20 protein-coding genes are annotated in these 24,930 nt (G+C 56.6%); 7 read left to right on the top strand and 13 right to left on the bottom strand.

The genetic code is table 11. The features are described from left to right. Nucleotides 1–634: 634 nt before the first annotated feature. On the top strand, nt 635–904 hold the full coding sequence (locus tag BLP45_RS03670) for a CopG family ribbon-helix-helix protein (RefSeq protein WP_090369866.1): 270 nt from the start codon (nt 635–637) through the stop codon (nt 902–904). Next, on the top strand, nt 904–1,260 hold the full coding sequence (locus BLP45_RS03675) for a type II toxin-antitoxin system RelE/ParE family toxin (protein WP_256327664.1): 357 nt from the start codon (nt 904–906) through the stop codon (nt 1,258–1,260). Before BLP45_RS03670 ends, BLP45_RS03675 begins: the two co-directional genes overlap by 1 nt. 499 nt (nt 1,261–1,759) lie before the next feature. Here the strand turns inward: BLP45_RS03675 and BLP45_RS14880 are convergent, their stop codons facing one another. Beyond that, complete coding sequence (locus BLP45_RS14880; RefSeq protein WP_090370063.1) at nt 1,760–1,966, bottom strand: GDCCVxC domain-containing (seleno)protein; 207 nt, start codon at nt 1,964–1,966, stop codon at nt 1,760–1,762. Nucleotides 1,967–2,291: 325 nt separating this feature from the next. On the opposite strand from BLP45_RS14880, the gene BLP45_RS03685 reads away from it, so the two are divergent. Beyond that, the gene (locus BLP45_RS03685; protein ID WP_176754644.1) at nt 2,292–2,927 is read left to right on the top strand and encodes a MarC family protein; all 636 of its coding nucleotides are present in this window, start codon (nt 2,292–2,294) and stop codon (nt 2,925–2,927) included. 352 nt (nt 2,928–3,279) lie between these two features. Here the strand turns inward: BLP45_RS03685 and BLP45_RS03690 are convergent, their stop codons facing one another. The 4 genes from BLP45_RS03690 to BLP45_RS03705 form a co-directional block, all read right to left on the bottom strand. Continuing rightward, nucleotides 3,280–3,636, bottom strand: a complete 357-nt coding sequence (locus BLP45_RS03690; protein WP_176754645.1) for a hypothetical protein — start codon at nt 3,634–3,636, stop codon at nt 3,280–3,282. A gap of 64 nt (nt 3,637–3,700) precedes the next feature. Then, entirely contained in the window at nt 3,701–5,893 is a 2,193-nt protein-coding gene (locus BLP45_RS03695; RefSeq protein ID WP_090369869.1) for a copper-transporting P-type ATPase, read from the bottom strand. A gap of 328 nt (nt 5,894–6,221) precedes the next feature. After that, complete coding sequence (locus BLP45_RS03700) at nt 6,222–6,755, bottom strand: REP-associated tyrosine transposase (protein WP_090369871.1); 534 nt, start codon at nt 6,753–6,755, stop codon at nt 6,222–6,224. 170 nt (nt 6,756–6,925) lie between these two features. Then, nucleotides 6,926–7,486, bottom strand: a complete 561-nt coding sequence (locus tag BLP45_RS03705) for a c-type cytochrome (protein ID WP_090369873.1) — start codon at nt 7,484–7,486, stop codon at nt 6,926–6,928. 406 nt (nt 7,487–7,892) lie between these two features. Between BLP45_RS03705 and chrA the strand changes: the two genes are divergently transcribed. After that, complete coding sequence (chrA, locus tag BLP45_RS03710; RefSeq protein WP_090369876.1) at nt 7,893–9,257, top strand: chromate efflux transporter; 1,365 nt, start codon at nt 7,893–7,895, stop codon at nt 9,255–9,257. Nucleotides 9,258–9,414: 157 nt separating this feature from the next. On the opposite strand, the gene BLP45_RS03715 is transcribed toward chrA, so the two are convergent. The 7 genes from BLP45_RS03715 to BLP45_RS03745 all read right to left on the bottom strand — a co-directional run bounded on the left by BLP45_RS03715 (nt 9,415) and on the right by BLP45_RS03745 (nt 16,484). Next, nucleotides 9,415–9,849 carry a hypothetical protein gene (locus BLP45_RS03715; protein ID WP_143002383.1) on the bottom strand — a complete coding sequence of 145 codons (435 nt, stop codon included), beginning with the start codon at nt 9,847–9,849 and terminating at the stop codon, nt 9,415–9,417. Further along, nucleotides 9,804–12,341 carry a cytochrome c oxidase subunit I gene (ctaD, locus tag BLP45_RS03720; RefSeq protein WP_218117940.1) on the bottom strand — a complete coding sequence of 846 codons (2,538 nt, stop codon included), beginning with the start codon at nt 12,339–12,341 and terminating at the stop codon, nt 9,804–9,806. The genes BLP45_RS03715 and ctaD overlap by 46 nt, the downstream gene beginning before the upstream one ends. Nucleotides 12,342–12,350: 9 nt before the next feature. Then, nucleotides 12,351–13,415 (bottom strand): sodium:calcium antiporter, encoded by a 1,065-nt coding sequence (locus BLP45_RS03725; protein WP_090369879.1) that lies wholly within the window; start codon nt 13,413–13,415, stop codon nt 12,351–12,353. A gap of 2 nt (nt 13,416–13,417) precedes the next feature. Next, entirely contained in the window at nt 13,418–14,413 is a 996-nt protein-coding gene (gene coxB, locus BLP45_RS03730; RefSeq protein WP_090369880.1) for a cytochrome c oxidase subunit II, read from the bottom strand. After that, on the bottom strand, nt 14,410–15,576 hold the full coding sequence (locus tag BLP45_RS03735) for a c-type cytochrome (RefSeq protein ID WP_090369881.1): 1,167 nt from the start codon (nt 15,574–15,576) through the stop codon (nt 14,410–14,412). Before BLP45_RS03735 ends, coxB begins: the two co-directional genes overlap by 4 nt. Continuing rightward, nucleotides 15,569–16,090 (bottom strand): cytochrome c oxidase assembly protein, encoded by a 522-nt coding sequence (locus BLP45_RS03740; protein ID WP_218117941.1) that lies wholly within the window; start codon nt 16,088–16,090, stop codon nt 15,569–15,571. Before BLP45_RS03740 ends, BLP45_RS03735 begins: the two co-directional genes overlap by 8 nt. Nucleotides 16,091–16,151: 61 nt before the next feature. Further along, complete coding sequence (locus BLP45_RS03745; protein WP_090370068.1) at nt 16,152–16,484, bottom strand: four-helix bundle copper-binding protein; 333 nt, start codon at nt 16,482–16,484, stop codon at nt 16,152–16,154. A gap of 499 nt (nt 16,485–16,983) precedes the next feature. Between BLP45_RS03745 and BLP45_RS03750 the strand changes: the two genes are divergently transcribed. From BLP45_RS03750 to BLP45_RS03760, 3 genes are all read left to right on the top strand, one after another. Beyond that, nucleotides 16,984–18,033 carry an SDR family oxidoreductase gene (locus BLP45_RS03750; protein ID WP_090369885.1) on the top strand — a complete coding sequence of 350 codons (1,050 nt, stop codon included), beginning with the start codon at nt 16,984–16,986 and terminating at the stop codon, nt 18,031–18,033. Nucleotides 18,034–18,058: 25 nt separating this feature from the next. Beyond that, nucleotides 18,059–18,823, top strand: coding sequence for an alpha/beta fold hydrolase (locus BLP45_RS03755; RefSeq protein ID WP_090369887.1), 765 nt, complete (start codon nt 18,059–18,061; stop codon nt 18,821–18,823). Nucleotides 18,824–19,047: 224 nt separating this feature from the next. After that, the gene (locus tag BLP45_RS03760; RefSeq protein ID WP_176754647.1) at nt 19,048–19,800 is read left to right on the top strand and encodes an alpha/beta fold hydrolase; all 753 of its coding nucleotides are present in this window, start codon (nt 19,048–19,050) and stop codon (nt 19,798–19,800) included. Nucleotides 19,801–21,803: 2,003 nt separating this feature from the next. Here BLP45_RS03760 and BLP45_RS03780 read toward each other — a convergent pair. Then, a complete protein-coding gene (locus tag BLP45_RS03780) occupies nt 21,804–24,929 on the bottom strand; it encodes an efflux RND transporter permease subunit (protein ID WP_090369897.1) in 3,126 nt (1,041 codons plus the stop codon). Nucleotide 24,930 lies beyond the last annotated feature (1 nt).

Raw genomic sequence — 24,930 nt, forward strand, 5'->3', positions numbered from 1 at the left:
GAGTTGGTGTCGATAAGCTGGCGGAATCCTTGTGGGGGAGGCATCAGGCCACGCCGGCTATGACAGGCTAGCGGTGACTGCTTCGGCGGCATCGCTAGCCATACGATACGTTATTCGCGTGGTCACGGAAACACACCCCCTATTCCTCACAGGAATCAGGCTGATTCCCGCCAGCCGCTTAAAAAGACGATAACGCCGATATTCCACCGGTATCTCATATCGTGGATTTGTTGCGTTTCCACCTCTATTGATCCGATGCGAAATCCCATGACTCGTCATTCCGGGCTTGGCCAGGGATCCCAGCCAATCAGCAAGGCGCGTTTTTTATTGATGACGTGAACGGCGAAGACGGCTCCTATATATCCTGACTTTAGGCTTGGATCGCCCTACTCCGCCATCGACAGAGCACGTTGATTGAATCAAAAATTAATCTATATGATTCGTAATGAATCATAATAGGCAGAAAATGAAGGACTTTGCCGGGGCGTTTTGCAGCGCTCATGATCAGCCAAGTGGAGCATCATGAAAACCGACGTTTCGCTTGGCGCGATCCGACGTTCGTGGGGAATGCCCACGGTGTCCCATAGTACGCATCTGGTGCTCGCTTCCGAAGTCGACGGTACAAGGAAAAGCCATGACCCAAAGAGAAACGAAAGTACTTACTGCTCACGTGCCGCTCCCGCTGGCGGACAAAGTCGATCAGATGGCCGCTCGCCTTGAGCGATCCCGAGGTTGGATTATGAAACAAGCATTGTCGGCCTGGATCGATCAGGAGGAAGAACGCAGTCGTCTGACGCGAGAAGCGTTGGCCGACGTAGATGCCGGCCGCGTAATCGATCACCAGGCCGTACAGGCATGGGCTGATAGCCTGAGCACCGATCAGCCGGTGCAGCTTCCACGTTAATGCAATTGAAGTGGACGAGCAAAGCGCTGTCCGATCTGGCGCGGCTGTACGAGTTATTGGCTCCCGTGAATAAACCAGCTGCGGCACGCACCGTGCAATCTCTTGCCACCGCCCCGGCGAGCTTGCTGGCAAATCCCCGTGCGGCGAAAGGCTTGAAGAATTCGACCCACGCGAAGTGCGTAGAATCCTCGTTGGGCATTACGAAATGCGCTACGACATTAAAGAATCTGTCATTTACGTTCTACGGCCTTGGCATACGCGAGAAGATCGCTAACTCAATAACGGCCTTCGCTTACGGTTTCTCCATTTCGCGAACCGAATTCAAAATCTCCTGTGATGCGTTTCAAAAATATTAGTAATACCCAACAACCACCGGCTAAAGCCGGTGGGTTGGAATTACCGACTGAAAGTCCGGATAGGCGTCGTCTGAACGCATGTAAGAGTTCCGCCCGGGGCCTAAAGTGTTCCCTCTAAAAAACTTAGGCTACTCCCCTGCCCCGCTAAGCCTGATAAATTCGGCTTGACTGAGCGGAGAATATGCAGAGCCTAAAGAATTATTCCGTTTGGCCGTCGAGAATAAGTATGGCAGCCCTGTATATATGGCCGATGCGTTGGGACATACAAATCACGCTGGGACAACAAGCAAGATAGTGGTCGTCCAGTCCTGAGAGAATAGCGCTATTTGATCCACCGAAAAAATACTATGAATTCGTCATTCCGGGCCTGACCCGGAATCCAGCCGAAAATAGCGGCCTGCCTTGAACGCCACTGGATACCGGCTTTCGCCGGTATGACGTTTGCGCTGTTTATTAATTGAATCAATAATATATCACCATTAATCCAGAAAATGGATTGCTATTCGCAGCAACCCGAGTGCATCTGCACGGGTGGGCATTTGACGGTCCCAAAGGAGCAAAAGACACAGCAGTCACCGGGATGGGGACGCAACAGCGTCTTGCAGCCGCTGCACTCATAGTAAAATTGGCACGCGTTGGTTGGCATTATTTCTTGTTTGACGTATCCGCAGTGCGGGCATGTCAGGATCGATTCCAGGATTGCCATGTCATAAATCATAAGTAAGCCTTAGATGAGTGACATATAATTCTAATATCGGAGAAGGATACCCTCCCCATTTTTAGCTGCGGCGGATTCAAACGGTCAACATGACAAAGTCTTTTGCGCGCTCGCGCTGCCAGAAATATTTTTCTTCTTGATTACCGTCCATTTGGCGATAAACTGGGGATGTTCCCATCTTTTCGTGGTGGCGTTTCCCGGCATTTCATTCCGGAGGTGATTCAGGTCGAATGTTGAGTGCCTGGATGAAGAGGCATAAACCGCTATTCCACATCAGTATGGAATGCCCGATATTTCACCCCTCGGCGGGACAATGCTTTCCATTTTGGCCTTAACCATCAAGAAAACCATCACGCTTTTTGTGCTGATGGGGCCTATTTCCATGATTCCGGTTTTCCTTGCCGCGACGGAAGGCTTCGATCTGCGTAGCAGGGGCCGCTTTGCCAGGACGATTGGACTCAGCGTGACGGTCGCATTGCTGGCCGCAACGTTTCTGGGAACGCCTATTTTAGGATTGCTCGGCGTATCCATAGGAGCGATGCAGGTCGGTGGCGGAGTCATCGTCTTGTTGCTTGCAATAGCGATGGTTCTCGGCAAGGAATCGACTTTCAAGGGATCGCCCTCCATTGTCAACGAAGAAGGGGTCCGGGAAGCGGCAATCGTTCCCTTGGCGGTGCCACTACTGGCCGGGCCAGCGGCGTTCAGCTATGTGATGGGAACCAATGTGTGGCATACCCCTGCGGATTTGGTTCATGTCGTGGTGCCGATCCTTATCGTGGGCATCGTGTGCTGGATAACGTTTTATATGGCAAGCCACGCGGAAAAGAAGATTCGACAATCCACCCTCGATGTCGTGCAACGCGTTGGAGGGTTTATTCTTGCGGCGATGGCCATAGAGATGATGGCCACCGGACTGCGCGGACTGTTTCCGTTGCTGGTGCCGGCTTGATCCTGCAAGCGATGTTCCAGCAAGTCACGTGAACGGCGAAATATCAAAAAGGCTCTTCCCCTTTATTGTTATCTCGAAGGGCATGGCAAAGCCTTTTTGGGCGCTCGCGCTGCCTGAAATATTTTTCTTGGCGATTGCCGTCCAGGGGGTGACAAGCCGGGACGGCTTCCATCTTTTCATGGTTGCCGGTTTTCCCAGCATTTCTTTCCAGAGGTCGGTCCCAAGTTTTTCAGCAATGGTGGCCTCCTACCAAACAGAATCACGCTCGGTATCCCACCTTGTAACTCTTGGATTGGAGTTGCAACCCAGGAGTTAGGTTGCCGACAGATCGCCCATAAGCCTCCTATAACCGTCACCGTGGGGCCTGCTCCGCCAACTGGCGCTGACCGTTCGCCATCTTCATGTTTGCTTCCGCCGCCTCCTCATAGAGACGTATTAATGCCGCGGTATGCTCTTGCAGATCTTCCGTTACCCTGCCGTAGTAATAGCCGTGTACCTCGTATTCCTGGAGCTTCTTTTTCTGTATGTCTGCCTTTGCCTGCATTCTTTGCGCTGTTTTCTCGTAGTGCTTGGCCAGCGCGATATGGTCTGCTTTGGTTTCCGCAGTCCGGATTGCTTTGGACATATCCATGGGGTGAGGATCGAGATGCGCACAGGACGCCAGAAAGCCGAGGGCAACCAGGCTTACGAAAAAGCTTTTCAGTTTCATGATGTCTCTCCGTGGGTGGGTTGATATGAGAAAGCAATAGTACATTGGAATTTACGATAGTATGTCATAACTTGATGCGATTAAGGCGCAAAGCGTTGGTGACGACGGATACCGAGCTCATCGCCATCGCGGCGCCGGCGAACATCGGCGACAATAGCAACCCGAAGGCCGGATACAGCACGCCTGCTGCCAGCGGGATGCCAAGCGCGTTATAGCCAAAAGCAAAAGCCAGGTTCTGCCGGATGTTGCGCATGGTGGCGCGCGACAGCACGATGGCGCGCAGATCACCCTTCACGAGCGTAACGCCGGCGCTTTCCATCGCGACATCGGTGCCGGTACCCATCGCGATTCCGACTTCGGCCTGGGCAAGTGCAGGCGCATCGTTGATGCCGTCGCCCGCCATCGCCACCGTGCGCCCGGCAGCTTGCAGCCGCTTCACATGACCCGCCTTGTCCTCGGGCAGGACTTCCGCCAGCGCCTCATCGATACCCAGTTGCCGCGCAACCGCGTCAGCCGTGCGCTGTGAATCTCCCGTCAGCATGACAATGCGCACGCCCAGATCCCTTAGGGTCGCGATGGCTTCCGGGGTGCTGTTCTTGACAGGATCAGCAACCGCGGCGATGCCGGCGGCACGGCCGTCGACAGCGAAGAACACCACCGTTTTTGATTCCTTGCGCCAGGTTTCCGCACGCGTTTCCAAGGCTTGCGTATCGACGTCGTGCTGGGAAAGGAAATTGCGGCTGCCTACCAGCACGTGCTTGCCGTCGATATCGGCTTGCACGCCAAGACCGTTGATTGCATCGAACGCTTCCGCTGGGCGCGTAGTCAGCCCACGTGCTTTGGCGCCCTCGACGATTGCAAGCCCTATCGGATGCTCGGAAAGCTGCTCCACACCCGCCACCAACGCGAGCGCTTCGTCCTGCGCGATGCCTTCAGCGATAAAATCCGTGAGCGCGGGACGCCCAAGCGTCAAGGTGCCGGTCTTGTCTACTACCACCGTATCGATATCGCGCATGCGCTCGATCGCTTCGGCATTGCGGAATAGGATGCCCGATTTGACGCCCTGCCCCATTGCAACAGTCATGGAAATCGGCGTGGCGAGACCCAGTGCGCAGGGACAGGCGATGATGAGAACCGCAACGGCATTGAGAAACGCGTAGGCAAATTTTGGCTCGGGGCCGAGAAACCACCAGGCGAGGGCCGTCATGACGGCGATAGCGATAACGATCTGAACGAAGTATGCCGCGATGACATCGGCGAAGCGCTGGATTGGCGCACGCGTGCGCTGCGCTTCCCCGACCATGTGAACGATGCGCGCCAGCAGCGTATCCGCCCCCACGTGCTCGGCGCGAATGACCAGCGAGCCGTTGCTGTTCACGGTTGCACCGGTGACCTTGTCCCCCGTTGCCTTGGCCACCGGCACGGGCTCGCCGGTGATCATCGATTCATCCACCCGGCTTGAGCCCTCGAGTACCGTCCCGTCCACGGGAATTTTTTCCCCCGGTTTCACGCGCAGCCGGTTGCCCACGGCCACCACCTCAAGCGGCACCTGTTCCTCCATTCCATCGTCATTCAGCCGCCACGCCTGGTTGGGCGCGAGTTTCAGCAATTGCTGGATTGCCCGGCTGGTCTGGCCCATGGCCCGCGACTGTAGGAAGTCGCCGAGCGTCACCAGCGTGACGATGACTGCCGCCGCCTCGAAATACGTTCCCACCGCGCCGTGCTCGCGGAATCCCGCCGGGAACCAGCCGGGCATTAGCACGGCGGCGAGGCTGAACAGGTATGCAAACCCCACTCCCAGCCCGATCAGCGTATACATGTTGAGTGCACGATGTGCGAGAGAAAGCCAGAACTTATGCAGGATCGGCCAGCCAACCCACAGCACCACCGGCGTGCCCAGCAGGAACTCGACCCAGCCGCGTTCACGGGGCTGGAGTCCGAACGGCTCGTGGATGCCCGTCATTGGCGCCATCGCAACGGCCACCAAGGGGATCGACAGCGCGATTCCGACCCGCAGCCGGCGCGCAAGGTCGGCTAGCTCGGAATCCTCGTCCTCGCCCGCGCCGGTGCCTGGAACAGGCACGAGTGCCATGCCGCAGATGGGGCAATCGCCCGCTGAGGCCTGCACGATCTCGGGATGCATCGGACACGTCCATTTGACTCCCTCCGCTGCCGGCCGGGAGCCCGGAGCCGTGACGTCCTCATCCTGATGATCGTGAGCGCGTGATGGCTGCGGATGGTTCAGGCCTTTGTTCATTTCCGATCTCGCGTGAAATCGTTTCCGGGAATATGGCTTGGCGACCTGGCTGCTAAACGTGCAAGTACTTCAAATGGGCCGCATTTTCACTCAGCCATAATTCATATTAGATCAGCTTTTAATATTTGAACAATTTTTGGGAATTATTTTATTGTTCCGATGGGCCTCTCCTGAGGCCTGAGATTATTTGGTTGTTACAATCGTGATGGGTTGCGCTTTGCTCCACCCATCCTACCTGGAGCGCCAAACGAAAGTGCTTAGTCTTTCGTAGGATGGGTGGAGCAAAGCGCAACCCATCATTTCGGCAGCCCCATCATTTCGATTTACTTCACACCTCACCAAATTGACCGCTGCTTACCTCCGCATTTCCAGCCCAATCTCTTTGATATATCCCAACTTCTACGTAACGATGAAACGTGGAATACGGCCAATCCGCAACGTACTCGACATGCCGATGTTTTACCGGGTTGTAATGAATGTAATCCATATGACGTTGCCAATCATTATCGTCGCGCAACGTATGCTCCCAATAACGGCGCTGCCAGATGCCGCGCTCACCCTTCCGGACTTTGCTGAGGGAGCGGGGACTACGATCTGGCAAGCCGCGCGAGAATGCTGCTTTGACACGCCGCCAGCGGTCGGGATAATCGGCGTCGCCCGCCGGTAATGTCCAGATGCAATGCAAGTGCTCCGGCAGAACAACCATGGCGTCGAGAACAAAAGGATATTCGGCTTTTACAGAGCGAAACGCCTTGCGCAAGGCGTCAATATGGTCCACGAGTAGATTTTGGCTACGATCAGCCAGTGCCACTGTAAAAAAATAGCTGCCACCCTTGACGAAATTGCGCCGATATTCGGTCATGATTCAGTGTGTGATGGCGGATGGTTTTTTGGGATGGTTTTGATGGGTTGCGCTTTGCTCCACCCATCCTACCAGTGAGGGACGATAAGGACAGCTCTTATTTACCCCTCGCCTGGTTCTCCGACGCTACTAGGTTTTACGTTTCCGGATTCCGGTTTTGCGTAAGGACGCTAGTGCGTATGTCCATCCTGTGCATTTCCGGGAGTGCCCATATGCGTGGTTTCTTCGCCAGCCTGCGCTTTTGCGGTGATGTCCTGATATTCCTGAGGCGTCATTTCCGGCAGTTTCCTGATAAAGGCGACGATGGCCCATAGCGTGTCGTCGTCATGACTTCGCCCCCAGGCAGGCATCCCCGTCATCTTGATGCCGTGTTTAATCACCCAGAAAGCTAGTTTTGGATCGATACGCACCTCGGAAAGATCTGGCGGTTTTGGATAAAGGCCCAGCCTTATGGCTGACTCCTCCGCCCCGGGAGCCAAATGACAACCTCTGCACATTGCGGCATATTCCCCGGCGCCTTGCAGCACCAGCCTGGGGGTCTCCAATTCCGGGACCTCGATATCCGCTGCGCGGATTTCGATGGAACGCTGGCGCAACGTTTCCAGGATCTTCGTAGTGATAGGCCAATGCGGTTTGTCGGCTGCGATGTCGTATATGCCGGCGTAAATATAGGCCACGCCCACCGCGGCAATACCCGCAAACACAGTAACCGGAATCAGCCATTGCTTCATTTTGATTTCCTCAATTTACCAAAGCCAGTTAGCACACACCTTCAATATCGACGAACGCATGTTTAGCGTGAATATCAAGGATCACGCCAGCGCCCCGGGTGCCTTTGCCCAAGGCCTTGTGCCACCATCTGATAGCCCGCTTTCAGCCTTTTCAGCAGGCGGCTTAAATGAGAAACGGGAGAAACGGGGGAACCTTTCAGAAACGCTCGACAACCCAGGTCCGAAGAAATTTCCCCCTTCCCTAATCATCTTAGCAACAAATAGACATGGCCGACCCCTTGTTTTTTGCACTGTAAAAAACTAACATCCGGATACCAAACCGGGGGATTTAGCAGCCTCCCCATTCAAGACGCTCGCGTCCAAGGCTTGCTCCAATCTTAGGGGTTTCCCCCGTAGAGGAGAGTTCATGGACGTTGCAAGTAACAATAGCAAGGCCTCGCAAATCCCAAATCCCCCCACGCCCATCACGCTCGCACAAGCTGCGCGGTATTGGTTAAGGCTTGGATTCATGAGCTTTGGCGGTCCTGCCGGGCAAATCGCAATCATGCACCACGACTTGGTGGAGGAGAAACGCTGGATTTCAGAAAAGCGTTTTCTGCACGCCTTAAACTATTGCATGGTTCTACCCGGTCCGGAAGCGCAGCAGCTCGCTACCTACATTGGCTGGCTGCTGCATCGAACCTGGGGCGGGATCATAGCAGGCGGATTGTTCGTCCTGCCCTCGTTTTTTATTCTGGTAGGGCTTGCATGGGTATACATGGCTTATGGCTCGCTTCCAGCGGTGGCGGGCATGCTCTACGGCTTTAAGCCCGCGGTGGTTGCAATTGTCCTGTTCGCCGCTTATCGCATTGGCTCACGGGTATTACGAAATACAGTTACCTGGAGCATTGCCGCCGCGGCTTTTTTGGCGATTTTTGTTTTTAAACTGCCATTTCCCGTTATCGTATTGACAGCCGGTCTGATTGGCTTCGTAGGGGGGAACATAGCTCCTCGATACTTCAAGCCAGGTGGGGGACATGGCGGTGCTGAGAAAGGATTTGGTCCCGCTCTCATCGATGATGATACCCCCACGCCCCCACATGCCTTGTTCAGTTGGGTAAAACTGGCGCGTGTCACAGCTGTGGGATTGGCTCTTTGGGTGGTCGTGATAAGCATGCTGACGCTTCGGTACGGGTGGGACAGTGCGTTCACCCAAATCGCCTGGTTCTTCACCAAGGCGGCGTTACTTACCTTCGGTGGCGCTTACGCAGTTCTGCCTTATGTTTACCAGGGAGCGGTGGAACATTACCAGTGGTTATCCCCAGTCCAGATGATCGATGGACTTGCCCTGGGCGAGACCACTCCTGGTCCTCTCATCATGGTGGTCACTTTTGTGGGTTTCGTTGGCGGCTGGACCAAGGAGGCTTTTGGCCCTGATGCGATCTTTGCATCAGCCTTCGTTGCCTCTGCAATCGCCACTTTCTTTACCTTCCTGCCCAGTTTTATTTTTATTTTGCTAGGAGGTCCCTTTATCGAAACCACGCATGGCAACCTGAAGCTGACGGCACCCCTCACGGCCATTACCGCCGCCGTGGTAGGAGTTATCGTGAACCTTGCCCTGTTCTTCGCCTATCACGTATTCTGGCCTTCCGGCCTGGGTCAGCCGGTGGACTGGCTTTCTGTCCTGATTGCTGCCGTAGCCCTGATTGCCTTATTTCGTTTTAAAGCGGGAGTCATACCCATTATCCTGGGTTGCGGCACCCTCGGCATGGCATTGAATCTATTTCATTGATGATCTGGGCGTGTCAGCTGGATGAACGTTTGCCAAAATCAAGGGATCACGCAGTAGCCGGTATGGAAGTTGTAGAAAAAGAGAATGTGACGCTTGTACCTCGTTAGGAGAAAATCGGCAGCCGTCTAGTATCGGGCTTTCAGGGAGAGGTGCAGCGTCAGCGCAACTGATCACAGCCGGGCAGGATGACGGCGCCCAGTCCCCCATAAAACATTGCGAGAATCGAAAGCCCGGCCAGGACGCGCATGGTCGCCAGGATAAACCCGACCTGCTCCGCGGGAGGGGCGACTCGCGCGATCAGGGCATGGACGGAACCGGCGCGGACAGCGCTGAAGCCGACGATCGCGATGCACACGGCGGTGGCGGCCAGGATGATGGAGATGACGAGGCCATCCCCCCCTGCCCTGTCTTCACCCGGATTGAAGGCGCATAGCGAGGACTGGCTGCCGTAGATCAAGGTCAGATGCACGGCCCAGACAATGGGACCGAACAGAATGAAGACCAGCGTGCCCATGCCCTGACGATTGGAATTGGTTCCCATGCGCGTCACCCTATCAACCTCGGGAAGCCATGGATGAGGACGAGGCCGCACAGGCCCTGCGCCGCGGTGTACCAGTAGAGCAGCGCGGCATTGTCGAACGTGATGCGGCGCTCCCGGTCCATCCGTTTAGCGGCAAGTCTGCCGCAGGCGAAGGCGCACAGGATGATCGTGGCGAAAGCAGCCTGCCCGGTGAGGACAGCGGCCATATATACCATGGCGCTGTACGCATTGGCAGAGGGGTCGAGGCCCGTCCGCACATGCCCGAGCACCTCCAGGCCGACCGCGCCGGCGAGCAACGCCGCCGCCAGTACCAGCAGGGCAGGCACCAGCAAGGAAAACCGGCCTGCTGCGGGAAGCCGCTTTTCCGCCCAATAGACCAACGCGCTTCCGCCAGTCAGGAGAAGCGCGGAGCCAAGCGGATAGGTCCACGGGGGCAATGCCGGAGAACCACCGGGTGCCCAGACTTCCGGAGAAACGGTCCAGAGATAAAGATAGGAGAAGACGTAAGAAATAAAGAGTGACGCCCCGACCAGCATCAGGATCACCATGGCCCACCAGCTATGGCTCATCGGACCGGTCATGTAAGTTGGCAACCTGATCCCGCCGCCGATATCGACTTCCCCTTGATCCGGCCTGTCCAGCTGCCAGGCCCAAACGATGCAGGAGACGATGGCCAGCACGCCGCAAGTCAGGGCGATGGCAACAGCCTTGACAGTCAGCAGTAAAAAGCACGCGGCGGTAAAAACAGCGGCAGCCAGATGCGTCCAGCTCGGGCCGGGCATCTGGATCACATATTGCGGCTTGGCCTCGATGACCGAGGTGATGACGGTTTCACGCCCTCCCGTGGGCGCATTGGGCAGATAATGCAGCCCTTCACGCACCTGTTGGGCCAGGTCGGGCTGATCCCACAGAGGGTCCCGGCTGGTCACGTGGGGGATCGAGCGGGTCGAATAAACATCGTTGGGGAGGAACTCGAGCGTTCCCGCATTCCATGGATTTTCCGGTCCACCCCGGCCAAAGCGGAAATTGCGGACGAGGTCGATGATGAAGACCAGAACGCCGGTGGCCATGATGAAAGCGCCGGCTGTCGAAATCAAGTTGAGCATATCCCAGCCGAGATAGCCGGGATAGGTCCAGACGCGGCGAGGCATCCCGGAAAGGCCGGTAATATGCATGGGAAAAAATGCCGTGTTGAAGCCGATGAACATCAGCCAGAAGGCCCAGCGGCCCAACCGTTCCGACAGCATCTTGCGGCTGACCATAGGGGCCCAGAAATAAAAGGTCGCGAACAGCGGGAACACCATGCCCCCCACCAGCACGTAATGCAGGTGGGCGACAATGAAATAGGTGTCATGCGCCTGGAAATCGAACGGCACGACCGCCACCATCACCCCGGTCAGTCCGCCAAGTACAAAGATGAACAGGAAACCCATGACAAACAGGGACGGCACCGTCACGCGGAACCGGCTTTTGCGGGTGGCGATAGTGGCGATCCACGAAAATACCTGAATGCCGGACGGAATGGCGACGGCCATGCTTGCCGCCGAGAAAAACGCTAGGCTGAGCCCGGGAATACCCGTGGTGAACATGTGATGCACCCACAGCCCGAAGCTGAAAAAGCCGGTGGCGATCAGGGCGACGACGATTAGCCGGTAGCCGACCAGGGGTGTTTGCGCCATGACGGGGATCATCATGGAAACCAGGCCTGCTGCGGGCAGGAAGATGATGTAGACCTCAGGGTGGCCAAAGAACCAGAACAGATGCTGCCAGAGCAGGGCATCGCCCCCGGACGCCGCGGTAAAGAAGGGCCAGCCGAAGGCGCGTTCGAGTTCCAGCAGCATGGTGGCGAGGATGACGGCGGGAAAGGCAAATACGATCATCGCGGCGAAAATCAGCATTGCCCAGGCGAAAATGGGCATCTTCGCCAGCGTCATGCCGGGCGGACGCGTGCGCAGAACGCCAACGATGATTTCGATGGCCCCGGCGATCGCCGATATTTCGATAAAGCCGATTCCGAGCAGCCAGAAATCGGCATTGCTGCCCGGCGAATATTCGGTAAGCGTCAGCGGCGGATACATGAACCACCCGCCTTTGGGCGCCATGTCGTAAAAAATGGTGGAGAAGAACACCAGGCCCCCGATGATATAGGCCCAGATGGCGAAGGCGCTGAGGCGGGGAAAAGGCAGGTCGCGGGCCGCCAGCATCTGAGGAAGCAGCATCACCCCCAGGGCTTCGACCACGGGGACCGCGAACAGGAACATCATCGTCGTGCCGTGGACAGTGAAAATCTGGTTATAAAGGTCCTGGCCGAGGAAATTGTTGTCGGGGACCGCCAACTGCGTGCGCATCAATAGCGCCAGAATTCCTGCCAAGACAAAAAACAGGAGCGCCGCGCCGATATAAAGCGTACCGATGACGGTGTTGTTCACCGCCGTCAGCATTCTGAAGCCTTTGGGGGTCGCCCAGATCCGCTCGAGCTCCTCCAATTCCCCTTTGGGGCGTGGGCCTTTGTTCGGCAGCTCTGCTGGATATTGTTGCATCATGGTCCCCGATCAGCGCAGGAAAAACAGGACGATCAGTCCGGCGAAATAACAACCGAGCACGGTCGCGGAGTCGATCCCCATGCGCAGGATGGTCTTGTCGCCGCGCTCGGCCATGCCAATGACGAAGAGCGCGGTGAGCGCGATGCCCAGAAGGGCCCCGAAAACACTGAAGGCTCCGGCCTGATTCAGGATCGGGTCTCCCGTGCCCACGAGATCAATGACAAAGATCAGGCCCACATGGATGAGGTTGGTGCCCAGGATCTCGGAAACCGCGAGGGTATAGAGACCGGCGCGGGCAGCGGTTACGGCGGTGCTGAACTCGGGCAGACAGGTCGCAAAAGCCAGCAGCACGAATCCCACGAAACTGCCGCCCAGCCCCGACTGTTCCGAAAGCGCGTCCCCTGCCCGCGACAGCAGATAACCGGCCACCAGGATGACAAGACCCAGTCCGGCGGTCCAGGTAATCAGATTCGGCAAAGAACGATCCGCAAGCTCCTTGCTGGCCTCTTCTTCGGCCTCGGCCTGTTGCTTTTCGAGCCGGTGATCGACTTTGCCGTGCTCCGCGGCGATCCAGGGCTTTCGGTTCCGTGACCGGGAAAGTATATAGATGCTGAAGGCGTATCCCGCGGCACAGATCCAGGCCCAGATGCCAACGCCCAGGACAGAAATATCGCCCACGACCATTCCGGCCGCCGCGATGGCAAGCAGCAGGACATTCAGTCCGCCTTGAAGCATGACGTTGGGATCGGGAATGGCCGAGGTCAGCGCCTTGCGCCCAATGAGCTGATCGACGATCGCCAGAATGGCGACCTGAATGGCGGTTGAGCCCAAGAGGTTGTTGATCGCCAGTTCTGACGCGCCGGTTGCCGCGGATGTCACTGTCGCGCCGATCTCGGGCAAAGAAGTGACGCCCCCCAGCAGCAGCAGGCCTATGGTTGCCTGCCCGATGCCGGTCTTGGAACTGATCGCGTTGGCATATCCTGTTATCCGTGCGCCAGCGAACCAGACGACGACTGCCGCAACCGCGAAGATGGAGAGGTTGACCGATATATTGGTTTGGGTGAAGTCGAACATAGCTACTGCAAGCTCTCCAGATAGAAGGCAAGGTCTTCAAGTTCGGACCGGGTGAAGATGTTGTAGGGCGGCATCTTGTTTTCCGGCTTGATATGCTGATTGTTGGCGATCCAATGAGCAAAGGCTTCGGCGGTGTTGGGCAGGGTTGCCGCAGCGAGGGAGTGGCGGCTTCCGACGTGGGTGAGATCGGGGCCAATGACGCCGGCGGCCGGGGTTCCGCGGATCGCATGGCAACCTCCGCAGCCGGAATCGAGAAACAATTGGCCGCCGCGCACGGCGGGCCCTGCCTCGCTTCTGACCGCGGGCCCCGATTCCTTCGCCATCCACGCTTCGAAATCTTCGGGGGTTTGCGCCACGACATGGAACGACATCAAGGCATGCGCGCCGCCGCAATACTCGGCGCACTGGCCACGGCTGACCCCTTCTTCGGTCGCCGTTATAGTCAGAACATTGGTCCGTCCGGGGATCATGTCGAGCTTGCCCGCGAGGCGCGGAACCCAGAAGGAATGGAGGACGTCCGCGGTGGTCAGTTCCAGGCGCACCGGCTGGCCAACGGGGATATGCAACTCGTTTGCGCTCTCGAAGCTGTTGCCGTCCGCGTCGAAGTAGGTAACGCGCCACCACCATTGCTCTCCGCTGATGACAAAGCGTATTCCGTTATCCGATGGCGGCGCACTGGCGCCGGCGCGCAGCACTACAAAGCCGTAGACCAGCAGCATGCTCAACACGGTAACTGGAAAAACGAGGCCGGCGCCAATGATGAAGCGCTCACTGGAAAGCCGCGAGCGCAATGTCTCGCCCGCATGGATAGCCACGGCGCTCAGCACGATCACGCCGACGAGAATCAAACCGCCGGCGATGGTCATGATCCAGAACAGGATGTTGATCCTCTCCGCCTCCGCGCCGGCGGGAGTGAAGGCCGACTGCTCCGAATTGCACCCTGCCAGCAGCACCAGGAGGCCGGTGCCGGCCATTGTCCAAAGCGGGCCTTTGCTCATGGGATCGGCACCTCGGGCTCGGGGGACTGGCTGGCATAGAAGGCGCTGACATCATGGGCCTGTGCGTCAGTCAGGCGTTTCGCGATCACGGCCATGATGGCGCCATAGCCCGAACGGTCCCGCAGCCCCTTGCGCCAAAGCTCCAGTTGCCCTCTGAGATAGGCAGAGGATTGCCCCGCGAGTTTGGGAAACTGTGGATTGCCCGTGCCACCCTTGTCCCCATTATCCCTGTTATCCTTATGGCAGCTCGAGCACGGCGGGATGCCACGTTCGGGCAATCCGTCCGTCACAATGCGCTTTCCGCGCGCCACCGCCGCGGGGTCTTCCGACGCCCCTCCCCTGGGGGGGGACAGGGACGCATAATAGCGGGCCAGCGCCGCGGTTTCCTCCGTTGACATCTGGTGCGCGATCGGCTCCATGATGCCGCTCTGACGGCTCCCGTCCCAATAGTTTTTAATAGCGCGTACTAGGTAGGCCTCAGACTGGCCGCCAAGGCGCGGCACAAGGCTACTGACAGGGGGGGATCGCGCGTCGCCATGGCAGCGCACGCAATTTCCGAGCGGCTCGGCCGCTATCCCGGCGGCTTCCAGTTCCAGGGGCAAAACCACAGGTGGTTCGCTGCCGGTGTAGCTATCCGTGCCTTCACGGCGGAGCCGGTCGAGGAAGGCGACCAGGGACCAGACCTCGTCCTTTCGTCCGTCACCCGGCCAGGATGGCATGCCAGTGAATTTCAGGCCGTTATAGATAATCCAGAACAGCTCTTTGGAATTGTAGTCTTCGTAGGCGGAGGCCAGGTCTGGCGGAAAAGGCAGCATGCTTTGATTAACCGGGCCGGGGCCCCGCCCCGGCACTCCATGGCAGTGGGCACAAGCGCCTCGATAGTGTTCGGCGCCTAAGTCGGCCAGGTCGTCGTCCACGAGGTCGGGTACGGAGATGCCGATGGCCGCCATGGCAATGGAGCGGTCCCGCACCACTGTAAGCATCCAGTTGGTTATGGACCAATGTTCGCTGCGGGCGGCAACATTGTAGACCCCCGAGACGACGAAAACCGCGACGCCGACAATCATCCCCCCCACAACGACAAGCATCGCCGGGCCCAACCGCCGCAAATGCGGCCGCAGATGCGTCAATAGACGCGTCCTGCCGGTTCTGCCCTCAACCATCGGCACGGCTCTCGGCTTCCATCCTCAGAAACCAGCGCGACGCGAGCACGACACCGGTTGTGATATAGATCAGGGGACATACCACGAGCATCACCAGTCCCGCCAGTTGCTGGTCGGCGAGGCTCGCAGCCATGGGGACAGCATCAGCTCCGCGCATCATGGTGTCAAACAATGCGCGCGGCGCGAAGACCAGCAGGGCGCCGAGCAGGCAGAAGAGCTTGCCCGTGACCAGCAGGGCGAAGACCGCTCGCCAGCGTCCAGCCGCCGGCGTTGCATAAATTGCCAGCCAGAACCACGCCGCCGCCGCAGTCAAGCTTGCGCCCATGGCGAGCATGATGACCACGTTCGACATCGCCGCCTCGAGTGCCGGGGGCGAATGCCACCCCCAGAGCAGGGCCAATTGGGTTGCCGTGGCCAGGGGCCAGTTCCGGAAGGTTGTGGAAGGCACTGCGGGACGCAGTACATAGATGAGACCGGGCACCGCCAGATTCATAAGCACCATATGCTGGAGCATGAGTTCGCTCAACGGCCCGACCGACATGCCGGCTATCATCCCTATTGATGAATCTTGGACGTTAGCCAGCCATCTGGCGGCAGCTCTCGGCGCATTTGCGGCAGGCTCTGGCGCAGTCTTCCATGCCTAGCTGTTCGCAACTCCTGGCACAGGCATCGCAGATCTCGGCGCAGACGCCGCAAACCTGCTGGCTGAAGGCTGAGCTGCCCAGCATGAAATTGGTCGAGGTCTGACAGATCTCGGCGCAGTTCATCATGAGGCGAAAATGATCGGCGGCGACGTGCTTGCCGCCTGACTCCAGACACTGATTCATCGCGTCGTGCAGGCACGTTTGATAGCATTGGTTACATGCCTCGATGCATGCCTGCATTTTGGGATCGGTAGTGTGGGTCATGGTGGCGTCTCCTTTAGTTGGTTTAACAAACATGGCTTTCAGCTTCAAGGAAAAAAACAAAGCCAGTCCATAACCCTGGAACTTCCGCCGTGGAAAGTCGGTACGGTAGCGTACAAAAATTTTGAGATCCGGCTTGAAGAAGTGGCCAGACAATTGCAAACACCGCCATTCAGATGGATGAGTTTCAGGTTGACAAGGATTAAGTCCTGGCCTAGAAAAATAACAAGGGCCCAGCCTTTGGTGTTTATCAAGGCCAAATCCGGACTCTCCGCTAGTATCTAGTATGGGATGTGGCAACAGGCATCGTCACGAACCGGTGAGAGATGCTTACAGGGTAGGCAGGAAGCGAGTTTGCCGAACCGGAAGGGTGACTTTGGCTGCTCCAGCCTTTATGCGCGCCGGGAATTTGCGTTAAGGCGCTGGGTAACGCTGCAACCCGGGCTCGCTAAATCAGGCAGGCCCTGCAAGCAGGACGTTGTATATAGAGAGGAGAAATCTCATGGCCAGAAGCATCGCAAATTCCGTTATCGTCATCACCGGCGCATCGACAGGCATCGGCCGCGCGGCAGCCTTGCAATTCGCGCGAGAAAAAGCAACCGTTGTCGTGAACGGACGCCGTGAACAAGTGTTGCGTAAACTCGCGGAAGAGTGTGAAAGGCTCGGCGGAAGAGCGCTTGCCATTCCAGCTGATGTTACCGACCAGGAGGCGCTAAAGTCAGTCGCCCGCCAGGCTATCGAGACCTTCGGCCGAATCGATGTGTGGGTGAACAATGCTGCGGTGACATTGTTCGCAAGGGTTGAAGAAGCACCTTACGAGGCTTATCGCAGGGTGATCGAGACCAATCTTCTCGGCAATATCCACGGTGCACGCGCGGTGCTGCCCTATTTCAGGGAACAGGGGAGCGGCACGCTGATCAACGTTTCCTCGGTCGTGGGAAAAATCGCATCGCCCTATGTCAGTGCTTATACGACGAGCAAGTTCGGGATTGTCGGCTTTTCTAAAAGCTTGCGCATGGAGCTGCAAGACGCACCCGGCATCCACGTCTGCACTGTGCTGCCCGCATCGATCGACACCCCGCTTTTTCAACATGCGGCGAATTACATGGGCAGAGCAATCAAGCCGTTGGAACCCGTTTACAGTGCCGAGCAGGTTGCCAACGCTATTGTCCATCTCGCCCGCCACCCGCGTCGAGAGATGATGGTCGGGAATGCCGGAAGAATGGAGGCGTTCATGCACACCGTTGCTCCCGGTTTAATGGAATGGATGTTTGCCAGGCAGGTTTCGAAAGACCACTTCCAGGATCGCCCGGCCCCGGAAAGCGAGGGCAACTTATTTAAGCCCATGGAGGAATACGAGACCGTGAGCGGGGGGTGGAGAACGCGCCAAAGTAATGGGAAATTTTCCGGAAGGACGATTATCGGTACAGTGGCGCTCGGCATCGCGGTGGGGTGGCTGATTGCGCGTAGCTCTTCGAAGCAGCCGGGTGCTCCCGGCCGAGCAGGGCTCCACCCGCTACCTGGGCAGCCGACGCGTCTTTCCAGCCGCTAGGAGTCAAACTGTTTTCAATCCTTTTATGCATATCCAGCCGATGCCGCTCAGGAGCGAGTGGACGAGGGTGCCCGGCGGCACGATGCACTCGCGCACCAATCTCTATTCACCGCCCCCGGACGCGCCAGTCGTCGTGCTAGTGCATGGCATGGTGATATCCAGCAGCTACATGGTTCCCACTGCCCAGCGGCTCGCTTCGCTCTGCCGGGTTTATGCGCCGGACCTGCCCGGCTACGGTCAAAGCTACAAGCCCTGGCCGATTCTTCTCTTGCCGCAACTGGCCAGCGCTTTGGCGGCCTGGATGGATGCTATCGGTGTTTCCAGGGCGCATTTGGTCGGGAACTCGTTTGGATGCCAGATCATCGCCGAGTTTGCCCTGCTCCATCCGGACCGCATAGACCGGATCGTCCTTCAAGGCCCTACCGTCGATCCTGAAGCCCGGACACTCGCCCAACAGCTCTTCCGGCTGTGGCGCAATCGTCGCTTGGAGCTCCGCTCCCTGGGCCGGCTATCGATAAAGGATTATCGGGCAGCAGGTCTGCGGCGAGCGTGGGAGACAATGAAACTCGCCTTGGCGGACAAAATTGAAGTAAAGCTGCCGCATATACAGGCATCGACGCTCATCGTGCGCGGCGCAAAGGATCCGCTCGTCCCCCAGCGATGGGCAGAGGAAGTAACGAGGCTATTGCCAAAGGGACAACTTATCGTCATTCCTGGTTGTCCACATACCGCCAATTATTCAGCCCCTCTCGAATTTGTGCGTGTGATGAAACCCTTTCTGCAACTTTAAATAAGAAATTTTTCTTCGTCCTTTATTACTTTGATCTATATGCAAAATGAAATCACGCTATCCGATGCAAGCCGCCGATCAGCCTGGATCAACTCGATTTTTATTACAGAAATACAGGGGAGTTATCAGGTGCAATCGCTTTAACGAGGGTAGGCACTCCGCAACTGGTGGTACGTACGATGAGAAGAATGGTTGGACATCGTTTTAAGAAACTTCAAAGAGCTGTGTTCTGCTCGTTTGCTCTGCGGTTTCCGAAACAATGCGCGGCGCTTCTGCCGGCAAGCGTACCGCTGATCGTTCACCGGTACGAATCTCCGAGAGCGAAATCTCGTGACGAGGTGATGGTCTTCCTGCCGGGCCTCGGTGATTTTCCGGAAGATTACAAATCCCAGGGATTCATTGAGGCGGTGAGGCAAAGCCGGCCGGCTATCGATATGATCGTGGTCGATCTGCATTTCGGCTACTATTTGCGGCGCGCCATGCTGGAAAGACTGAGGAAGGATGTGATCCTCCCGGCCAAAACCCAGGGCTACGACAAGATCTGGCTTGTCGGAATTTCACTCGGGGGACTGGGCGCGATGCTGTATGCGGTCGAACACTCGGAAGATATCAGGGGTCTTATGCTCCTGGCGCCGTTTCTAGGAGAGGAGGCCATTGTGGGAGAGGTCGCGAACGCGGGTGGAGTAGCAATGTGGGAGCCGGGCGACATCGCCGAGGACGATTACCAGCGCAAGCTGTGGCGGTGGGTCAAGCGTCATGCCTTGGAAAGACCTGAATTGCCGCTCATCTACCTTGGCTATGGCGATCGTGATAAGTTCGCACCCGCCAACCGCTTACTCGCGGAAACACTTCCGAAAGAGCACTGGTTTACCACTTCCGGAGGGCATGACTGGCATACCTGGAGCCGTTTATGGGAAACGTTTCTGGCGATACATGAATCGGCGGAAAAGAACTCCGGGCAACAGCGTGTCAGGTAAGACGTGGGCATAAAATGGTATATGCATCGGGGCAAAAGCGTGCTGCCGGTGCTGATAATAGCCGGCACGGCTGACCTTCCAATACCCGGCATGCTGGTGTTTCCGGAGATAGCCTTCTGTTGTAATTCACGAACCAGCCGGTCGGTCACTTCTGTTCAGTTTGCGAGCAAAGAAGGCTGACCTGTATTCAATGGATCGTTATCTATCCGGAGTTGCCGATTCTCGGTTTCCAGTTGCCGCATGCGCCGCTGTTCCCCCGTAAGCGGTTTGCCAATACCTGACTGACTAGTTAGCGCAGCCTTATATTGCTTAATCCAACGCCGTACTACCGTTTCTCCCAAATCCATGTTGCAAAATCGGCTATGGGCAATCCCTGATCCTGCACCATGCGCACAACCTCTAATTTGAGGCCCCGCGTCAAACTCCCTGGGACCTGCGTTTCATCATCATAAATACCTCCATAAGTGAATAATCCACTTATCAAGGTGCCTGTGGAAATTAGACCACTATGGATTAATCGCCGGAACAAAGTGCTTGGGGCTGACGCAATCGCACCGACTTGTTGCGCTTGGGGCGCTTGAGCCGCGACGACAGCCTTCCTCAACCATGATGTATATTGAAATCTAGTTTGTTGATCTATTTAACAGGTCAATTAATGTCCTGGGTCGTGCCTCATGGTTAAACCAATATTGGAATTCCGATATTTGCATATCAGAATAATAATTTTCTTCGTGGCGAAAATAAACGTAGGGGTTTTTATGGACGGTAAACTCATTATTACGATACAGGCAGCTAGAACGAAATAGATGTCGTTCGTTGATGAGTACACCGTGCCAGTTCGGAAGGTATTCATAGTCACATAGGATTACTTGAACGTCTGGATTTCCTCGAATAATTTGGAGAAATTCGGTAACGCTTTCATGTAAGGCTTCGTTGCGCCGGTGCCACGCACTGCCGAGCGTATTCCAGGATTTCCATTGAGGAGAAATGACCTTCAGATGAATAGTTGTCTTTGGGAACCTGCCATTAATCTTTTGATATTGCTCGACGCATTCACGAACTGTTTTCCATGAGACATGGAGGGCCCACGCCGAGGCAGTGGATTTTTGTTGATTCATTGTTTTCAAAGCTACTGAGAATAAGTCTCTGAATTTCCGGTTGCACTTTATACCAATCCTCAAATCTTCTTGGCGTTTCTAAGCTTCTTATTATTTTTTCCATTGAACCCAGACGTTCCAATAGAGTGGAGTCAAGTGAATTGATCCGCTCCGTTAAAATTTTTTTACTCAAGTGTGTTTGAAAAGCCTGGTAAAGCAAATTAGAAATATTCCGAGTATTGCTATGCATATAAACAACAAAATGGCTAGAGTAAGGGTTTCCGATTGAGTGGCCGTCTTGGTAAATTCATTCCACAAATATCCTGCAATCCCAGTTGCTGCGCTAAGTATCGCGATTCCCGCGCCTTGGAAAAACCATTCTTTATTCTTGTCGAGCCAATTGAGCATATTAATTAGATGAAAAATGTTTAAGTAATGTCAATAACGGTAATGGCATGCGGTATCTCCCGATATGCCTTTGGCCTGACGCGCTTCGTTCTTGCCGCAATTGGGTATATAAGAAAGGCCAAGCGTGCTTTAAAGGCGAATCGCGTCTTCACTTCATGGCGACAGCGGATACGCCCCCGAGCCGCAAGTGCTTCAAGTTTTCCGTAAATCCATCATACAGAGGTGTAATTTGGCTGGGCTGGCCGCTTTGAAGGTAATAAAAGCCGTTACTGTATATATTGTCCAATTCCAAACAAGTATATTGGAAGTCGGTCTGTTCCCGCCAGTCATACCTCATGAGAGCTGATTTGCCCCATTCCTTCTAAGGTAGAAGTCCTCGACACAGTTCATTGCTCTATGCGCTTCCTGCATGCTGCGGAAAAATCGGAAAATATTGTTGATTGTGAAGCTCGACGTGGTTTATAGGTATCAAAAAAGTTAATTCACCGCGCCTACGCGTCATATTTCTTTCTGCTTGCGTATGCTCCGTTCCTTCACCAGCGCATAGATAGCGGGAATCACCATCAAGGTCAGTACCGTCGAGGACACCATGCCTCCGATCATGGGGGCGGCAATGCGCCGCATCACTTCCGAACCCGCGCCGCTGCCCCACATGATCGGCAACAGCCCTGCCATGATCGCCACCACTGTCATGATCTTCGGCCGCACGCGCTCGACTGCGCCCTCCATCACTGCCGCATACAGGTCGGCCATGGTCGGTTGTCCGCCTGTCAGGGCGCGTCTTGCCTTGACGGCGTCCCACGCGTGGTCGAGATAGATCAGCATTATCACTCCCGTTTCCGCTGCGACGCCGGCAAGTGCGATGAAGCCCACGACTACCGCGACGCTGAGGTTGTAGCCGAGCAGCCATATCAGCCAGATGCCGCCCACCAGTGAAAAAGGCACCGACAGCATGACAATGAGGGTTTCGGTAAACCGTCTGAAATTGAGGTAGAGAAGCAGGAAAATAATCGCCAGGGTAAGCGGCACGACCACCTTCAGCTTCTGCCTGGCCCGCTCCATATACTCGAATTGCCCGCTCCAGGTTGCGTAGTATCCCGGCGGGAATTTCACCTGTTCGCTCACCGCATTTTGCGCCTCCGCCACATAGCCTCCGATGTCGCGGTCGCGAATATCGATGAAGATGTATGCCGATAGCAGCGCGTTCTCGGTGCGAATGCTGGGAGGTCCTTTGACCGTCTTGACACTCGCTATTTGCCCCAGCGGGATCATCCCGCCGTTTGGTACGGGTACCAGGACCTGGGTTGCGATGGCCGAAGGATCCTGCCTCAGCTCACGCGGATAGCGCACAGTGACGCCGAAGCGCTCGCGGCCCTCCACGGTGGTCGTCAATGTTTCACCACCGAGTGCCACCGAGATAACTTCCAGCAGATCGCCGACAGCCAATCCGTGGCGCGCGAGCGCCATGCGATCTGGTTCGATATCGAGGTAATACCCGCCGGTGGTTCGCTCCGCGTAGGCACTGGTGGTTCCGGGCACTGTTTTTACGACAACCTCGATATGCTTGGCAAGCTCCTCCATTTCACCCAGGTCCTTGCCAAATACCTTGATGCCGATCGGCGTGCGGATGCCGGTAGCGAGCATGTCTATCCTGTTCTTGATCGGCATGGTCCAGGCATTGCTGACCCCCGGTATCTGAAGCGCTCGGTCCAGTTCGGCAATCAATTTGTCGATAGTCATACCGGCCCGCCATTCGCTTTCTGGCTTCAGGTTGATGACGGTCTCCGCCATCTCCAGCGGAGCCGGATCGGTGGCGGTATTGGCGCGCCCGGCCTTGCCGAATACTGACGCCACCTCAGGGAAGGTTTTGATGATCTTGTCCTGGGTCTGCAACAACTCCGCGGCTTTCGTGACCGACAATGCCGGCAAGGTGATCGGCATGTACAGCAGGCTCCCCTCGTTCAATACCGGCATGAATTCACTACCCAGCTTCATGGCTGGGAATGCCGACATCGCGAGCGCAACCACGGCCATGATAATGGTGAGCTTCTTCCAGCGCATCACCCAGGCGATGATGGGACGGTAAGTCCATATCAGGAAGCGGTTAACCGGGTTTTTTTGCTCTGGCATGATCTTGCCGCGGATGAAGAGGAGCATCAGCACCGGAACCAGCGTGATGGAAAGTATCGCCGCGCCCGCCATGGCGAAAGTCTTGGTATAGGCGAGCGGCGCGAACATGCGCCCTTCCTGCGCCTCCAAAGTGAACACCGGCACGAATGAAACGGTAATGATGAGCAGGCTGAAGAACAGCGCCGGCCCCACTTCGCGGCAGGCATGGATCATGATTTGCAGACGGGAGGCCTCCGGTGGCGCCCGTTCCAGGTGCTTGTGCGCATTCTCGATCATGACGATTGCAGCATCCACCATGGCCCCGATGGCAATGGCGATGCCGCCCAGGCTCATGATGTTGGAATTGAGCCCCAGCAAATACATGGCGGTGAGCGCAATGAGTATGCCGATGGGCAGCATGACAATAGCGACCAGCGCGCTCCTGGCATGCATGAGAAATACAATGCAGACCACGCCCACGATAATGCTTTCCTCGATCAGGACCCGCTTCAGATTGTCGATGGCGCGATGGATCAGGTCCGAGCGGTCATAAACAGTCTGCAACGACACGCCCTCGGGCAGGCCGCTGGCGATTTCCCCGAACTTGCTTTTCAGGTTGTCGATAACATCCAGCGCATTCTGCCCGTAACGTGCCACGGCAATTCCGGCGACCACCTCGCCTTCGCCGTTCAATTCCGCGATCCCGCGCCGTTGGTCCGGCGCCAGTTCGACACGCGCGACGTCACGGATCAGCACGGGCGTGCCCTGTTCCGCCTTGACCACGAGATTTCCGATGTCGGAGATGCCATGCAGGTAGCCGCGGCCGCGCACCACGTATTCCGTTTCCGCCATCTCAATCACCCCGCCTCCCACGTCGCGGTTGCTGGCGCGAATTACGGCGGCGACCTGGTTGAGAGGAATTCCGTAAGCCTGCAACTTGCGGGGATCGACTGTAACCTGGTAGGTTTTGACAAACCCGCCTACGCTTGCCACCTCTGCCACGCCTTGGACTGTTGTAAGCTGATAACGTACGAACCAGTCCTGTATGGTGCGCAGTTCCGCGAGCGTATGCTGCGCGGCAACCACAGCATACTGATATACCCAGCCCACGCCGGTCGCATCGGGTCCCAATGCCGGTATAACGCCACGCGGCATGCGCGACGATGCGGAATTCAGGTATTCGAGTACGCGGGTTCGGGCCCAATAAATATCGGTATCGTCCTCGAAAATCACATAGATAAAGGAGGCGCCGAACACGGACAGGCCTCGCACCACCTTGGATTTCGGGACCGCCAGCATGGCCGTGCTCAAGGGATAAGTGACCTGGTCCTCCACTACCTGCGGCGCCTGCCCCGGGTATTCGGTATAGATGATTACCTGCACGTCCGAGAGATCGGGAATCGCATCCAGCGGTGTGCGGATCACCGCGTAGATACCGAGGCCGATCACAAACATGGTCCCCAGCAACACCAGGAACACGTTTCGTGCGGACCATTCGATAATTCGGCCCAGCATG

The sequence above is a fragment of the Nitrosospira sp. Nl5 genome (assembly GCF_900102495.1).
In the GTDB taxonomy this organism is placed as follows: Bacteria; Pseudomonadota; Gammaproteobacteria; order Burkholderiales; family Nitrosomonadaceae; genus Nitrosospira.

What these genes read in the sequence shown, in the direction of transcription:
- BLP45_RS03700 (WP_090369871.1), bottom strand. Translation starts at nt 6,755, where the DNA reads ATGACCGAATATCGGCGCAATTTCGTCAAGGGTGGCAGCTATTTTTTT.
- BLP45_RS03755 (WP_090369887.1), top strand. Translation starts at nt 18,059, where the DNA reads ATGCATATCCAGCCGATGCCGCTCAGGAGCGAGTGGACGAGGGTGCCC.
- chrA (WP_090369876.1), top strand. Translation starts at nt 7,893, where the DNA reads ATGGACGTTGCAAGTAACAATAGCAAGGCCTCGCAAATCCCAAATCCC.
- coxB (WP_090369880.1), bottom strand. Translation starts at nt 14,413, where the DNA reads ATGAGCAAAGGCCCGCTTTGGACAATGGCCGGCACCGGCCTCCTGGTG.
- BLP45_RS03670 (WP_090369866.1), top strand. Translation starts at nt 635, where the DNA reads ATGACCCAAAGAGAAACGAAAGTACTTACTGCTCACGTGCCGCTCCCG.
- BLP45_RS03725 (WP_090369879.1), bottom strand. Translation starts at nt 13,415, where the DNA reads ATGTTCGACTTCACCCAAACCAATATATCGGTCAACCTCTCCATCTTC.
- BLP45_RS03745 (WP_090370068.1), bottom strand. Translation starts at nt 16,484, where the DNA reads ATGACCCACACTACCGATCCCAAAATGCAGGCATGCATCGAGGCATGT.
- ctaD (WP_218117940.1), bottom strand. Translation starts at nt 12,341, where the DNA reads ATGATGCAACAATATCCAGCAGAGCTGCCGAACAAAGGCCCACGCCCC.
- BLP45_RS03740 (WP_218117941.1), bottom strand. Translation starts at nt 16,090, where the DNA reads ATGCTCCAGCATATGGTGCTTATGAATCTGGCGGTGCCCGGTCTCATC.
- BLP45_RS03685 (WP_176754644.1), top strand. Translation starts at nt 2,292, where the DNA reads ATGCTTTCCATTTTGGCCTTAACCATCAAGAAAACCATCACGCTTTTT.
- BLP45_RS03705 (WP_090369873.1), bottom strand. Translation starts at nt 7,486, where the DNA reads ATGAAGCAATGGCTGATTCCGGTTACTGTGTTTGCGGGTATTGCCGCG.
- BLP45_RS03750 (WP_090369885.1), top strand. Translation starts at nt 16,984, where the DNA reads ATGGCCAGAAGCATCGCAAATTCCGTTATCGTCATCACCGGCGCATCG.
- BLP45_RS03780 (WP_090369897.1), bottom strand. Translation starts at nt 24,929, where the DNA reads ATGCTGGGCCGAATTATCGAATGGTCCGCACGAAACGTGTTCCTGGTG.
- BLP45_RS03690 (WP_176754645.1), bottom strand. Translation starts at nt 3,636, where the DNA reads ATGAAACTGAAAAGCTTTTTCGTAAGCCTGGTTGCCCTCGGCTTTCTG.
- BLP45_RS03695 (WP_090369869.1), bottom strand. Translation starts at nt 5,893, where the DNA reads ATGAACAAAGGCCTGAACCATCCGCAGCCATCACGCGCTCACGATCAT.
- BLP45_RS03675 (WP_256327664.1), top strand. Translation starts at nt 904, where the DNA reads ATGCAATTGAAGTGGACGAGCAAAGCGCTGTCCGATCTGGCGCGGCTG.
- BLP45_RS03735 (WP_090369881.1), bottom strand. Translation starts at nt 15,576, where the DNA reads ATGGTTGAGGGCAGAACCGGCAGGACGCGTCTATTGACGCATCTGCGG.
- BLP45_RS14880 (WP_090370063.1), bottom strand. Translation starts at nt 1,966, where the DNA reads ATGGCAATCCTGGAATCGATCCTGACATGCCCGCACTGCGGATACGTC.